Source organism: Trichocoleus sp. FACHB-40 (assembly GCF_014695915.1).
GTDB classification, from domain to species: domain Bacteria; phylum Cyanobacteriota; class Cyanobacteriia; order Cyanobacteriales; family FACHB-T130; genus Funiculus; species Funiculus sociatus.
The window spans coordinates 1-15,370 of the sequence record NZ_JACJPF010000120.1; the positions used below are offsets into that span (position 1 = coordinate 1).

At 47.9% G+C, this 15,370-nt stretch carries 10 protein-coding genes and 2 pseudogenes; 6 read left to right on the top strand and 6 right to left on the bottom strand.

Going from position 1 to position 15,370, the window contains the following annotated elements:
- Positions 1-155, top strand: a pseudogene (locus tag H6F63_RS28545) (IS630 family transposase); the annotation flags it as partial.
- A gap of 337 nt (positions 156-492) precedes the next feature.
- Here the strand turns inward: H6F63_RS28545 and rpsU are convergent.
- The 5 genes from rpsU to patD all read right to left on the bottom strand — a co-directional run bounded on the left by rpsU (position 493) and on the right by patD (position 4,289).
- Entirely contained in the window at positions 493-675 is a 183-nt protein-coding gene (gene rpsU, locus H6F63_RS28550; protein WP_190422635.1) for a 30S ribosomal protein S21, read from the bottom strand.
- Positions 676-779: 104 nt separating this feature from the next.
- On the bottom strand, positions 780-1,130 hold the full coding sequence (locus tag H6F63_RS28555) for an RNA-binding protein (protein WP_190422633.1): 351 nt from the start codon (positions 1,128-1,130) through the stop codon (positions 780-782).
- Between the two features lie 165 nt (positions 1,131-1,295).
- Complete coding sequence (locus H6F63_RS28560) at positions 1,296-2,990, bottom strand: ABC transporter ATP-binding protein (RefSeq protein ID WP_190640643.1); 1,695 nt, start codon at positions 2,988-2,990, stop codon at positions 1,296-1,298.
- A 104-nt stretch (positions 2,991-3,094) separates the two neighbouring features.
- The gene (locus H6F63_RS28565; protein ID WP_190447888.1) at positions 3,095-3,664 is read right to left on the bottom strand and encodes a zf-TFIIB domain-containing protein; all 570 of its coding nucleotides are present in this window, start codon (positions 3,662-3,664) and stop codon (positions 3,095-3,097) included.
- A 256-nt stretch (positions 3,665-3,920) separates the two neighbouring features.
- Complete coding sequence (gene patD / locus H6F63_RS28570) at positions 3,921-4,289, bottom strand: heterocyst frequency control protein PatD (RefSeq protein ID WP_190640644.1); 369 nt, start codon at positions 4,287-4,289, stop codon at positions 3,921-3,923.
- A gap of 341 nt (positions 4,290-4,630) precedes the next feature.
- Between patD and H6F63_RS28575 the strand changes: the two genes are divergently transcribed.
- The 5 genes from H6F63_RS28575 (at position 4,631) to H6F63_RS28600 (ending at position 14,949) form a co-directional block, all read left to right on the top strand.
- A complete protein-coding gene (locus tag H6F63_RS28575; RefSeq protein WP_190640645.1) occupies positions 4,631-6,940 on the top strand; it encodes a bifunctional (p)ppGpp synthetase/guanosine-3',5'-bis(diphosphate) 3'-pyrophosphohydrolase in 2,310 nt (769 codons plus the stop codon).
- A gap of 200 nt (positions 6,941-7,140) precedes the next feature.
- Positions 7,141-8,124 (top strand): YegS/Rv2252/BmrU family lipid kinase, encoded by a 984-nt coding sequence (locus H6F63_RS28580; protein WP_190422622.1) that lies wholly within the window; start codon positions 7,141-7,143, stop codon positions 8,122-8,124.
- Positions 8,125-8,408: 284 nt separating this feature from the next.
- Positions 8,409-12,680, top strand: coding sequence for a PAS domain S-box protein (locus H6F63_RS30280; protein ID WP_242020224.1), 4,272 nt, complete (start codon positions 8,409-8,411; stop codon positions 12,678-12,680).
- An 80-nt stretch (positions 12,681-12,760) separates the two neighbouring features.
- Entirely contained in the window at positions 12,761-13,966 is a 1,206-nt protein-coding gene (locus H6F63_RS29610; RefSeq protein WP_242020226.1) for a response regulator, read from the top strand.
- Positions 13,963-14,949 (top strand): PleD family two-component system response regulator, encoded by a 987-nt coding sequence (locus tag H6F63_RS28600; RefSeq protein ID WP_190640646.1) that lies wholly within the window; start codon positions 13,963-13,965, stop codon positions 14,947-14,949. The genes H6F63_RS29610 and H6F63_RS28600 overlap by 4 nt, the downstream gene beginning before the upstream one ends.
- 266 nt (positions 14,950-15,215) lie before the next feature.
- Here H6F63_RS28600 and H6F63_RS28605 read toward each other — a convergent pair.
- Positions 15,216-15,370: pseudogene (locus H6F63_RS28605) on the bottom strand (IS630 family transposase); the annotation flags it as partial.

Sequence of the window (15,370 nt, forward strand, 5' to 3'; positions counted from 1 at the left end):
AACTTGTTTGGCATTCAGCTAAAGAATATATAGCTCATAGACTATTTGAGTCAGCAGAACAACTAGAAGAGTTGTTAAATAAATTACTAAATGAAGGAGGACTTATTATTAAATGGGAACGAAAAATTAAAAACAAAGGTAATGCTGTTTATTAAATTTAGCTGCTACGCAGCTTAACCTCTTTTGAGGGTGGGAAAACTAGCACAAAAAGTTGGGTTTCGTTACCACTCTACTAGCTAACATCAAGTCCACCTTGGTAGGGACATGGCAATGCCATGTCCCTATAGATGTATCGCACCTAACCCTTGAATTGTTGTTATATAAACTCCCCCTTTCCTCCTCCGGTCGCGCCTAGGCGGAAGGTTTAAAAGGTAGCTTTCATAGCTCAAATAGGATTGTTATAGCTATATGGATTTGTGCAGGAAAATCCCCATTAAAAAAGACAAAAGGCAAAGAATTCTTTGCCTTTTGCATGAGAGTCTTTTTTAAGACTTAATAACGAAAATGCTTTTTACGTCTTCTGGCGATCGCTTTGCGCTTGCGTTTTTCCAGGGGAGTCTCAAAGTGACGCTGGCGTTTTATATCTGGAAAAATTCCAGCTTTAGAGACTTGACGCTTAAATCGGCGCAGGGCTGACTCAATGTTTTCATTTTCGCCTACAACTACTTGGGTCATCCTGTCTTCTCCTAAAATTGGCTTAATTGCTGGATAGTAAGGAGCAATAAGCTTTAATATCCAGCAATTATGAGTAAGTTGATTGCCTTAGCGGAATAGCTTTATTAGCGTCTGTAGCCGCCGCCGCCGCCGCCGCCGCCGCCGCCTCTGCTGTTGCCGCCCCAGCCACCGCCGCCAGAACGACCACCACCACCGCCACCACCTTTATTATCCTCGCGGGGCTTGGCTTTGTTTACTTTCAGATCCCGTCCCATCCACTCAGCTCCATCAAGAGCCTCAATAGCAGCGTTCTCTTCAGCTTCGGTTGACATTTCTACAAAACCAAAACCACGCATCCGACCAGTTTCACGGTCGGTTGGTAGCTGAACCCGTTTAACAGTGCCGTACTCAGCAAATACGTTGCTGAGGTCTTCTTGCGTAACTTGGTAGGATAAGTTGCCTACATAGATAGACATTGGATATCTCCAGAATCAGATGTGTAGAAAGTTAATCCGGAGAAACGCCTGTCAATAGAAATAACAAACATACAGCCGAATTTAAGTCTTCTGGAAAATTTTAGCACAAAATTTCGTTCATAGACACGGGCATAACTTTGAGTTTTTACCAAAGTTCATAACTTTTTAGATTTGCTGGGATACCAACAAAGGAGCGGCTTGCAGTAAGGTCTGAGTATAGGGGTGCTGGGGGTTAGTAAAAATGTCTTCGGTGGAACCAAGTTCGACAATGCAACCGCTATTCATAACGGCGATGCGATCGCACAAAAATCTTGCTACTGAGAGGTCGTGAGTGATAAATAAATACGTGAGATCGAAGTCGCGCTTTAACTCCAACATTAAGGAAAGCACCTGCGACTGAACGCTGGCATCGAGCATACTCACAGGCTCATCACAAATTAGCAGTTTCGGGCGGGTAATCAAAGCACGAGCGATCGCTACCCGTTGCTGCTGTCCGCCAGACAAATCCGATGGATAACGCTGATAATACTCAGATGTAGGAGTCAACCCCACCCTCTCAAGCATCTGCATCACCTGCGCTTTCGCCTCATCAGGGGTAGCCAACTTGTGGATAAACAGGGGATCGGCAATACTTTGCCCCACCGTCATCAACGGATTCAAGCAAGCATGAGGGTCTTGAAACACCATTTGCATTTCCCGCCGCGTTGCCCTTACACTCTCTTGAGACATCTGGGTTAAATTTTTCCCCAAAAACTCAACTTTTCCCCCAGTAGGGCGGATTAGCTGCAAAATAGTCCGGGACAAGGTACTTTTACCGCATCCAGATTCCCCGACCAAGCCGAGAATTTCCCCAGGATAAAGCGCTAAGTTGATCCCATCCACCGCTTTGATAACCGGGACTTCCTTAGAAAACATCTGGGTAAAAAAATTGCTTTCTAAAGTGTAGTGCTGCTGTAAATCTGTAAGTTGCAAAATGGGGACTTGGGACTGGGGAAGAGGGACTGGGGATTGGGGGGATAAGGCTTTTTCTCCCAAGTCTCCTACCGTCCCACTATCCCCCTCTTTTGTCCTGAGGTGAAGAGCTGCGGCTAGGAGCGATCGCGTATATTCATGTTGTGGTCTGCTAAAAATAGACTTGGCGGCACCAGTTTCTACCATTTTGCCACCATACATTACGGCAATGCGATCGCAATATTCGCCCACCATTGCCAAATCGTGAGAAATCAGCAATAACGCCATTTCCCGCTCGTTGCACAGGCGCGTCAGTTCCTGTAAAATCTGCGCTGCTACGGTGACATCTAAGCTGGTCGTGGGTTCGTCTGCCACAATTAACTTAGGATTGAGGAGCAAAGCCAGAGCGATCGCTACCCGTTGCCGCATTCCGCCGCTAAACTCATGGGGATACTGCGACCATCGGCTGGCTGGTATCTTCACCGCCTCTAAAGTAGACAGCGCCTTTTCCTTCGCCTGTCGCTGCGACAGTTGCGGTTGATGCGCTTTGAGAGTTTCTACACAGTGTTTCCCAATCGTCATTAGGGGATCAAGGCGCGTCATCGGATCTTGAAATATCAGCGCCACCGCTTCCCCTCGAAACCGCCGCAACTGAGGTGGAGTTAGATCAAAAACCGACTGTCCAGCAAACGTCACCCGTCCCTCAATCCGCGTCGAGGCTGGTAACAAGCGCATTGCAGCTCGTCCCAGCGTTGATTTACCGCAACCCGATTCTCCCACCAAACCGAGTCTTTCTCCTGGTTCCAGGGTGAAAGAAACATCGTCCACAGCCCAACTAGGCATCGAATCAGATCGGCGGCTGGGATAGGCAACTCGCAAATTTTCTACACAAAACAGGGATTCACTCATTGGGGACTGGGGATTGGGTGCTGGGGACTGGGGGCTGGGGACTGGGGACTGGGTGAAAAATCTTCAAGGGTTCCCAATCCCTAATCCCTAATCCCCAATTCCCATTATTTACTAACTCCTACTTGCCGCATTAGATAGGCTACACCAAAATCTCCGTTAGGATGTTTTGCTAGAGCTTCAGCTAGTTCAAAGATCCGCGATGCCAAGTCCGGGCCTAGTTTTTCGATTGTAGCTTCGCGTTCTTTATCAACCTGCTGCCGTTCCCGCACCCGCGTTTGCCATTCGCTGGAAAATAGCTGCTCAATTGTAGTATGCAGCCCTAGTTTAGATAGCACATCCCACTCACCCTTGTCGCACCAAATCCCGGAACAATTTAAACAGCGTTCCAGATAAAACGCTGTCTTCAGATTCACCTTGGCACGGGAAAGATAGCGACTGCACTCCGGACACAGCGCCGCTTTCATATCGTAGGGAGACTGCACAAAATTCACATCTAGCGTTTGCCAGAGCAATTCCGGATCTACGGGTCTCACTTGCGATTGCTGACTTTGCCATGCCTCATATTCTACAGACGGAATCCACGTTCCCTTGCATTCGTGGCACTGCTTTACAGGTAAATTTCCCTCCAGCGTACCGTCGAGTAGTTGTACATTCTTACATTTGGGACAGTTCACCAGTTCTTTTCCCCTCCCAGTTCAATTTTTTTATTAATTTACTGGTTTGTGGTGACATCTTGCACTTCCACAAGGCAGCTATCCCTCTCCCATTGAAAAAAAACTGCCAAATTGTCTATCTTAATTCTTGCTCCGGTAGGGGCTTTTTGATTGCCAATCCCCTACAAAATGTCGCAATGCCTCGATATTTTCTAAGGGTTGTATGAAACCACTCTGCTTCTCCCACACGGGGATAAGGGGTTGGGGATCAGGGCAGCTATTCGCTTTTTGCTTGCAGAAGTGCTTCGCAGTAGCTTATCAGAGTAGAGATGCGATCGCTCATCGCATTTTTCCTCTTAAGGACAGTTGCCCAGTTGCCAGAAGCCTGCAAAAACATCGCATCCATCTCTAGAAGTCGTTGCGATCGCACTATTTCTGTCTGGAAAGACTGCCACCGAGGAAACGTTTCAGACGTTAACTCATCGCCGCGGAAAATGGCGACATTTTGGGCATAAACTTGTTTTAATGCTTGAAATCTCTCATTTACCAGTCCTGGCTCTTGATTATCAGCCGTCACTGCTTGCAGCAGCAGCTCTAAAGCTATTGCAAATTTCTCATAGCCTTGGCGGTAAGATTGGGGCAACATTGTCACTTAGTTCCGCTAGAATCAATGTAAAGAATTTTGTCTATTCCTGAAAGGCGAGGGGTGAACATCAGGTAACTGGTGTAGGCTTGTGACCTTCAAGCAAGTTTGATATCGGCGCAAGAGCAATAAGCAAAAAGCGTAGAAGTGGTTACAAAATGCGATCGCTTCGTCCGGCTTTCCCATAGCATCTCTCTTGTTCTGACAATATTCTTACCATCGAGCCTTGCTGAATAAAAATCCAAAATTCCAATATACTAGGGACTTTTCAACGCAGCCCCTAGCATTTTTGCCACCCATCCGCTACTGACTGGCTATTTTTACTCTTTATGATGCTTGACAGTATGAACACCAAAACTCAGACTCCTACTACCATTAGCTGTGTTATTCCTGACTGGCTACAGGAATGTTTGCTCTCCGGGCAGAACGACAGTCAAAAAAACACCTCATTGGCAACCTCCGAAGGTGCGGGTGGCAAACCCTCTCCTACATTAGCCGATGCAGATTTGATTTGTCGCGCATTTGAATTTGCTAATGCCCTGCATGAAGGACAGACTCGCAAATCTGGAGAAGCCTACATCTGCCACCCCGTGGCCGTTGCCGGACTTTTGCGCGACCTTGGCGGCGGCAGTGCTATGATTGCTGCCGGCTTTCTGCACGATGTAGTCGAAGATACAGAAATCACAATCGAAGAAATAGAACAGCGCTTTGGTGCAGAAGTGAGTCATCTGGTAGAAGGTGTTACCAAGCTTTCTAAATTTTCCGAAACCTTCTCCAGCAAGACAGAACGCCAAGCCGAGAACTTCCGCCGAATGTTCCTAGCAATGGCCCAGGACATTCGGGTAATTGTAGTCAAACTAGCAGACCGACTGCACAATATGCGGACGCTAGAACACCTACCGGATCATAAACGGCGGCGAATTGCCTTAGAAACGCGAGAAATCTTTGCACCCCTGGCAAATCGCCTCGGTATCGGGCGCTTTAAGTGGGAACTGGAAGATTTAACTTTCAAGTATCTCGAACCCGAAGCTTACCGCCAAATGCAAGATTTAGTGGCGGAGAAACGGGTAGACAGAGAAATCAGATTGGCAAACGTGGTAGAAATTCTGCGTCAGGGACTCGCCTCCTCTGGAATCAACTACTTTGATATCAGCGGACGACCCAAGCATTTATATGGGATTTACCAGAAGATGCGGCGGCAGCAGAAAGAATTTCATGAAATTTACGACTTAGCAGCGATTCGCCTAATTGTCGAGACGAATGAAGAATGCTATCGGGCTTTGGCAGTAATTCACGATGCCTTTCGACCGATTCCCGGTCGCTTTAAAGACTACATTGGTTTACCCAAGCCGAACCGCTACCAGTCACTGCATACGGTTGTTGTGGGAATAACAGGTCGTCCCCTAGAGGTGCAAATCCGTACTTTGGAAATGCACCATGTGGCAGAGTATGGGATTGCAGCCCACTGGAAATATAAGGAAACGGGGAGTTCTAGCCGGACGAAGATGACGGCGGTAGATGAGAAGTTCACCTGGTTGCGACAGTTACTGGAATGGCAAAGCGACCTGAAAGATGCCCAGGAATACCTGGAAAACGTTAAAGACAATTTATTTGACGACGATGTTTATGTGTTTACACCCCAAGGCGATGTAGTCCCTTTGACTGGGGGCAGCACTCCGGTTGATTTTGCTTACCGAATTCACACAGAAGTTGGAAATCGCTGCACTGGGGCGCGGGTAAATGGGCGGATGGTGACGCTAGACACGCCGCTGAAGAATGGGGATATTGTGGAGATTATCACCCAGAAAAACAGCCGTCCTAGTTTGGATTGGCTGAAGTTTGTGATGACAACCGGGGCAAAAAACCGGATTCGGCAATGGTATAAGCGATCGCATCGCGACGAAAACATCGCCCGCGGTCGGGAACTGCTAGAAAAAGAAATGGGTAAAAGTGGCTTTGAAGCATTGCTGAAATCTACACCAATGCAAGCAGTAGCTGAGCGATGTAACTACCACAGCGTCGATGATTTACTTGCTGCATTAGGTTACGGCGAAGTCACCCTGAGTTTGGTGGTAAATCGCATCCGCGAAGCCGTCAAAGCAACTCAGCCGCAATTGGCTACCCCGGTAGAAATGCGGGATCTCGCATCTGTACAAATGCCGACACCGGCACGCTCTGTTCCTACTAATACCAATAAATCCCCGATTGCTGGTGTGGAAGGATTACTTTATCACCGCGCTGGGTGCTGCGCGCCCCTACCTGGTGAAGCGATTATCGGTGTAGTTACACGCGATCGCGGCATTTCCATTCATCGACAAGGGTGCAACAATGTGGTTAACGTAGCGGGCGATCGCGTAGTCCCCGTCAGCTGGAACCCCATAAACACAGCAGCAGGTCGTCCCGAAACATATTCTGTCAACATTCAAATAGAAGTGCTTGACCGCGTGGGAATATTTAACGATATCCTGTCGCGTTTGAGCGATGACCAGATTAATGTACGCGGTGCAACAGTGAAAACATCTGAAGGACGACCAGCGGTAATCGACCTGTGCATCGATGTTCGCGGCTGCGACCAACTTGAGCGCTGCTTTACCCAAATTCGCCAAATCAGCGATGTTCTCAATATGCGTCGCCTGGGACAGGGATGTGATTAGTCAGTTGTCAGTTGTCAATAACTGATGACTAACAAATTGAATATCTGCGTCCCGCCTGTTTGATGACAGCAGGCGGGGCAGCAGCCCTATAGTAAATCAAGAACTGCCCATCCCCTTAATAAATAATGACTAAGGGCTGATGACTAACAACTAATAACTAATGACTAATGGCTAATAACTAAGAACTAAAAACTAAGATTATGAACCGTTCTGCCTGTCTCATCTTTAATCCAGTTGCAGGTCAAAGCGACCCTGACCGAGATTTGGCACAAATCCGAGCGCTTTTAGATCCAGAAATTGACCTGGATATATATCTGACGACACCAGACATTGATGCGACTCGACTAGCAAAAGAAGCCATTGAACGAGGTGCTAGTAGCATCATTGCTTCCGGCGGTGACGGCACCCTCTCAGCCACCGCCGGAGCCTTAGTGGGAACCAATATTCCGCTGGGTATCATTTCGCGGGGTACTGCTAACGCCTTTGCCTCTGCAATGGGAATTCCCGACACCATAGATGCCGCCTGCGAAACGATTTTGGGAGGGACAACCAGGGTAGTAGATGCCGCCTACTGTAACGGCAAACCAATGGTTTTACTAGCTGGGATTGGTTTCGAGGCGGAAATGGTGGAACGGGCAGATAGGGAAACTAAAAATCGCCTTGGTATATTAGCTTATATCTTGGCCGGATTCCAACAGCTACGGGATTTTGACAGGTTTGAAGTTGAGATTGAGACAGAAGACAAAATCATTAAACTTGCTGCGGCGGCGGTGACAGTTGCCAACGCCGCACCACCCACATCAGTTTTGGCGCAAGGGCCAGCTGGTCTAATTGTGGATGATGGGTTGCTAGATTTAACAGTAGTAGCACCAGTAAACAGGGCGGGAGCGATCGCAGCTTCCTATCACTTACTCCAAACCGCCTTAAGTGGTAATGCCGCCGAGAGAGAAGACATCGGTTATCTACGCGCTAGACGAATTCAAGTACGAACCGATCCCCCCCAGAAAGTCGTTCTGGATGGGGAAATCATTGGCACAACTCCCGTTGACATTGAGTGCGTTCCCGGCGGCTTAACCCTCCTGGTGCCTCAAGTGGAAGAAGCCCAACAAAAAGAGAAACTCGAAGGCTTACCCAATCTCACAATTGAGCCTAAGCAGAACTCAATCCTGTCTGAGGAAGTTTGACAGCAGAAATAAAGAGCTGATCGACGTGAATGAAATTTAACCCCCCTGTGTGGGAATCATAGATTGTAAGACCTCTTCCTAGGGAAGAGGTCTTAAATGGAGTAGGGGCGATTTTGACTGGTGTATCTACTGGGTTTTGCACAAAAATCAATCAAATTATCAAATCGATTTTCCTGGCGCATTTCCGTAAGGTTAGACAGGTACGCCGTGTTGGGGTAGCCTTTCAGCAAGAACCTCAAAGGAAAATTTCCCAGCGATCTTTCAGCTCTAGTTGATCTTTTATTATGAAAGTCCTCCATCCTCTCCTACAACACTTGGCTAACAACTGTTTGCAGTTTCTGCATCAGTTGTCATTATTTAAAAGCTCAAAAGTCAAGTCTAGGGGCAAGAGGCAGGATTCTTCCCCTCAAGCGCCACAACCGTCGCCTAAGAATTGGGCAGCACCTAGCCGTCCTAGCAATGAGGCGGCTAGGCTCCAGGCACTACATCGCTATCAAATTCTCGATACTGCTGCCGAAGCTGCCTACGACGACCTGACGGCGCTGGCTTCTTATATCTGCGGCACTCCCATTGCTTTAATCAGCCTTGTGGATGCAAACCGGCAATGGTTCAAGTCAAAAGTCGGCATAGAAGCAACCGAAACACCTAGGGAAGTGGCATTCTGCGCCCATGCCATTCTCTTGCCCGATGAACCGCTGATCGTACCCAATGCCTTAGAAGATGAACGTTTTGCCGGGAATCCGCTGGTAGTGTCCGATCCCAGTATCCAGTTTTATGCGGGAGTTCCCTTAGTGACACCGGATGGCTTTCCTGTTGGCACCCTATGTGCGCTAGACACGATTCCACGAAATTTAACAAACGAGCAGATTCAGGGGTTGCAAGCTTTGGGGCGGCAAGCGATCGCGCAGATGGAGCTTAGAGTTAATATTGCTAAGTTAGAACGCTCAGATAGCAGGCGGAAGCGGGCTGTGCAGATGCTGCACAAAAGCAATAAAAACTATCGCTCCGTCATTGACAATATTAAAGAAGTAATTTTTCAGACAGATGCAGCCGGATTATTGACATTTCTCAATCCCGCCTGGACAGAAATCACTGGATTTTCTATTGCCGAAAGTATCGGCACTGAGTTTTACAAATACATTCATCCCGACGATTGTCAAGACAATATAGAGAAATTTCAACTATTAATTGAAGGCAAAAAAGATTATTGTCGCCATGAAATTAGATATTTAACTAAAGACGGCGGCTACCGTTGGATAGAAATTCACGCCCGCTTGACCATCGCTAATGGAACAATTATCGGCACCTCTGGCACCCTCAGAGATATAAACGATCGCTTCGACGCCCTAGAGCAGGCCAAAGAAAGCGATCGCGTGTTGCGTCAGGTAATCGACTTGGTGCCTCATTGCATTTTCGCCAAAGACCAGAATGGCAATTACATTATGGCCAATAAAGCGATCGCAGAGGTATTGGGTACAACAGTTGAGGAAATGTTGTACAAAAACGAAGTTGATTTTGTGCCATTACCTGAAGATGCCCGTCGGTACCTAGAAGCTGATTTGGAAGTCATAAATAGTGGAAAACTCCAAATCATTCCCGAAGAAACGCTCACCGATCACCAGGGCAATGTGCGGATTATGCAATCTATTAAAATTCCCTTCAGCCCTGCTGGCTCAGAAACTCCAGCAGTATTGGGTGTAGCGATAGACATCACTCTCGCTAAACTTGCACAGCGGAAGCTACAAGAGACAACCAGATTGCAACGGGCAATTTTGGATAGCGCCAACTACACAATCATTTCCACCACACCAGACGGCACAATCTGCACCTTTAATGCCGCCGCCGAGAGATGCTTGGGATACCCAGCTTCAGAAGTAATTGGGAAAACCACGCCTGCCATATTTCATGACATAGACGAAGTAGTGCAGCGTGCCGCAGAACTATCGCCAGAACTGGGAGTCACTGTTGAACTGGGTTTTGAAGTATTTGTGACCTGCGCTCGTCAGGGAGAGCTAGATGAGCGCGAATGGACTTACATTCGTAAAGACAACAGTCGCTTCCCAGTGCTGCTATCAGTGACAGCTTTACGCGATGAACAAGGTGCTGTAACCGGGTTTCTGGGAATTGGCAGCGACATCACTAGCGCAAAGCTTGCACAAGAAGCACTGCGTCAGCGGGAAGAACTCGTGCGCCTGTTCGTGAACAACACACCAGCAGCCGTTGCCATGCTTGATTGCCATATGCGTTACATCATCACCAGTCGCCAATGGCTGATAGATTACAATCTAGGCGACCAAAACATCATCGGTCGCTCTCACTACGACGTATTCCCCGAAATTCCTGACCGCTGGAAAAAAATTCATCAGCGCACTCTTGCTGGTTCAGTCCAGAAGTGCGAGGAAGACGTATTCCTGAGTGCTGACGGCAGAATAGGCTGGATGAGGTGGGAAATACATCCTTGGCGTAAGACTGGGGGTGAAATTGGTGGCATCATCATGTTCACCGAGATAATCAACGAGCAAAAAGCTGCAAAGGAAGAACTGCGACAGAGCGAGGCAGCAATTCGGGTACTTTATGAAGTAACTGCTGCCCAAAACCTCAACTTTGACCAACGCATCGAACAGCTTCTGAATATGGGATGCTGGCGATTTGGTTTAGAAATTGGGATTTTAACGGAACTTGAAAGCGTGGCTTTTGGTGGTGACGAGAAACGCTTGATAGTTCGAGGAATCGAAACACAGGACAATTGCCTGCAAAAAGGAGATATTTTAGATTTAGAGCAGACCTATTGCCACGCGGCGCTGCAAGCAACCGAACCAATTAGCTTTGAGTCCAAGAGCGATTCCCAATGGTGCAATCATTCTGCCTACAAGGCAGTAAAAATAGAAGCTTATATGGGAGTCCGCGTCATGGTGGACGGGGAGATTTACGGCACTCTCAGCTTCGCCAGTGCCAAGGCGCGAAGTCAAAAATTTAAAGCTGTAGACAAAGAGCTGTTGAAACTAATGGCGCAGTGGGTGGGCAGCCAAATTGAGCATCGAAAAGCTCACAACGCCCTGAATCGGCAAGTTTCCAGAGCCTTGCTGCTCAAAAGCATTACCCAAGAGATTCGCGCCAAGCTGGACACCCTGGAAATTTTCCAAACCACAGCTACCCAAATCGGTCAAGCCTTTGCGGTCAATCGTTGCGTCATTCACTCATTTGTTCTCACGCCCACGGAACCGAAAATTCCATTTATGGCTGAGTATTTAGAGCCTGGGTATGAATCGATTTTGGGTATAGAAGTGCCAATTATCGACAATCCTCATGCTGAAAAGATGATGGCTCAAGATAAAGCCGTTGTCTCTTCAAACGTCTACATCGATCCTTTGCTAGACGCAGCATCTTCCATATGCCAACAAATCAACCTCAAATCCATGTTGGCGATTCGCACCTCCTATCAAGGAGAACCAAACGGTGCCATAGGCTTACATCAGTGCGACGACTTCCGCCAGTGGACAGATGATGAAATCGAATTATTAGAAGCCGTAGCAGATCAAGTAGGCATCGCCTTGGCGCAAGCCCGACTTTTAGAGCAAGAAACGCGCCAACGCGAACAATTAACCACGCAAAATTTTGCCTTAGAAAAAGCAAAACGAGAGGCGGAAGCCGCCAGCCGCGCCAAAGGTGAATTCTTAGCGACAATGAGCCACGAAATCCGCACCCCCATGAACGCGGTGATTGGTATGACTGGTTTGTTGCTTGACACGGAACTTTCCCCTACTCAGCGAGACTTTTCCGAAACCATTCGCAGCAGTGGGGATGCTTTACTTTGTATCATTAACGATATTCTCGACTTTTCTAAAATCGAGTCTGGCAAGTTGGATCTGGAAGAACAGCCTTTTAATTTGCGCTGCTGTATAGAAGAATCCCTAGACTTGTTAGCGCACAAAGCGGCAGAAAAAAAGCTGGAATTAGCGTACCTGATAGACCCTTCTGTGCCAATTGCGATCGCAGGTGATGTCACTCGGTTACGCCAAATCTTAGTAAATTTGCTCAGCAACGCTGTCAAATTCACCCAAGCGGGGGAAGTCGTTGTTGAAGTTACTGCATTGGGGACTGGGGACAATTCTTCCGAATCCCCTATTTATGAAATCCAATTCGCCGTCAGAGATACTGGCATTGGCATTCCCAAAGAACGGATGGATCGGCTGTTTAAAGCTTTCAGCCAGGTTGATTCTTCTACCAGTCGCCAATATGGAGGAACAGGTCTTGGTCTTGCCATCAGTCATCGGTTGAGCGAATTGATGGGCGGTAAAATGTGGGTTGTTAGTAAAGCTGCTGCTGGAGAAATCAGTATTGCCGGAAATTCGCCTGCGGGGTGGGGGCTGGGGGCTGGGGACTGGGGGCTGGGGGCTGGGGAACAAGAGAAGGAAGTCCCAATTCCCAATTCCCAATCCCCAATCCCCAATCCCCAATCCCCAATCCCCAATCCCCAATCCCCAATCCCCAATCCCCAATCCCCAATCCCCAATCCCCAATCCCCAATCCCCAATCCCCAATCCCCAATTCGGTAGGTTCTACCTTTTATTTCACCCTGGCGGCCCCATCTGTTCCCAATCCCTCGCCTGTTGATTACCTAAATCCGCACAAGATGATGGCTGAGAAAAAGCTGCTGATTGTGGATGACAACGCTACAAACAGGCAAATTTTGACATTGCAGGCGACTTCGTGGGGAATGATTCCTCGTGCTGCTACTTCTGGGGAAGAAGCACTGCGTTGGCTTGCCAGTGGGGAAGTGTTCGACATCGCCATTCTGGATATGCAAATGCCGCATATGGATGGTCTGAGTTTAGCAACAGAAATTCGCAATCTGGCTAGAGGCAAGCATTTGCCCCTGGTGATGTTGACTTCTATTAGCAAAGGAGATATGCCTATTGAGAAGTGCGAAGTCAATTTTGCGGCTTTCCTGAATAAACCAATTAAACAGTCTCAGCTCTACAATGTTTTGAGCGGTATCCTGGGCGAGTTGCCGCCTTTACCATATTCCCACTCTTCACAAGTGCCAATTGATCCCATGCACGAACGGTTGCCGTTACGAATTCTGTTAGCGGAAGACAATGTTGTGAACCAGAAGGTGGCACTGCATATGTTGCAACGTCTGGGGTATCGAGCTGATATTGCTAGCAACGGTCTGGAAGTGCTGCAAGCTGTGCAACGCCAGCCGTATGATGTCATTCTGATGGATGTCCAGATGCCAGAGATGGACGGCTTGATGGCAACTCGTCACATTTGTCAGGAATTGCCTTATGAACAACGTCCCTGGATTATTGCGATGACTGCGAATGCTATGCAGAGCGATCGCGATGAATGCTTAAATGCGGGGATGGATAATTATATTAGCAAGCCGATTCATAGATCGGCGCTGGTTGAGGCACTAGAGCTTTGTAGACCGCTTCCCAGGCAAGCCGCCGACGCCGCAACCGAGGTTTTTATTGACAAGCCAGCAATTGACCATTCAAAACTGCAAGCGCTGTCTGATATGTTTGGCGACGATGCTGCATCCGTTATGGTGGAGGTGATTGATAGTTATCTGGAAGATGCCCCGAAACTGTTGCAATCAATGCGAAATTCCGCTGATGCCCTGGATACACTGGCGCTGGGACACGCGGCTCACACCCTGAAGTCAACCAGTGCAACGCTGGGTGCGATCGCTCTATCTGAGCTTTGTAAGCAAGTAGAAGCGATCGCTAAAAATGGTCAATTCAATCCAGCCGCACTAGCGCTTATATCCCAGATAGAAGCTGAGTATGAACGTGTTAAAACGGGATTGCAAGAAGAACGAGCGCAGCATCAAGAATGAACGAGCTTTCTGTTGTCAAATCGGTTGTCCTGGTGGTGGACGATGACAGAATTATCCGCTGTCTGCTGCGAAGAGCAATGGAGAAAGAAGGATACAAAGTCGTTGAGGCTGAGAATGGCGAGGAGTGCTTAGCTGCTTTCCAAAGCCTCGCGCCGCATATTGTCTTGCTGGATGCCATTATGCCAGTGATGGATGGCTTCACTTGCTGCACACAATTGCAAGCGCTCCCCGGAGGCGATCGCACTCCTGTATTGATGATTACAGGTCTTGAGGACAAACAGTCCCTTGACCGAGCTTTTGAGGTAGGAGCCACTGATTTCGTCACTAAACCGATCCACTGGCCTGTACTGCGCCAGCGCGTGCGCCGTCTGTTGCAAACTTCTTTTCTCTTCAAACAGCTGGAGGCGGCGAACCAAAAGTTAGAGCGCCTTGCCAGCCTCGATGGTCTGACTCAATTGGCAAACCGACGACGGTTTGATGAATATCTCGATCAACAGTGGCGGCATATGGCACGGGAAAAATTGCCCCTATCTCTGATCCTGTGCGATATTGACTTTTTTAAGCCTTACAATGATACTTACGGTCATCAGGCTGGAGACTTGTGTCTACAAAATGTTGCCGCTGCCCTGCGTCTAGCCGTAAAGAGGTCAACAGATTTAGTGGCACGATACGGCGGCGAAGAATTTGCGGCGATCTTGCCCAATACTAAGATTTTTGGTGCGCTACACATAGCAGAAACAATCCGAGAGCAAGTCAAGGCTTTAGGAATTGCTCATGCCAAGTCCACAGTTAGTCCGTGTGTCACTCTCAGTTTGGGCATCGCTTGTATAATTCCTATGCCTGATGTCTCATCGGCTACTCTGCTAAAGGCAGCTGACAAGGCATTGTATCAAGCGAAAGCACGGGGACGCGATCGCTGGTGCGTTTCAGCTGAAGCGGCGACGAAAGCGATCGCTGTAGGCGACTCGATACATTTAGGTTAAGGTTACATCACAACGTTAACCGAGATGTATTGATTGGTGATTTTCAATTCTCTGGCCCGCAATGGTTGCGGTTACGGGCAACTGCATTCATCCACAACAGCCGCAATCGATACATTACTACGTTCCGTAATGCGAGGTATGTTCGACTGGAAGAAAAACGGCTATAACAGCACAATGTCATATTGATTTAAACACACTTTAAAACACCCAGATCACACACCACGAGACAATGCCCTGCGATCGCTTAAGCTGCGTAGCAGCTAAATTTAATAAACAGCATTACCTTTGTTTTTAATTTTTCGTTCCCATTTAATAATAAGTCCTCCTTCATTTAGTAATTTATTTAACAACTCTTCTAGTTGTTCTGCTGACTCAAATAGTCTATGAGCTATATATTCTTTAGCTGAATGCCAAACAAGTT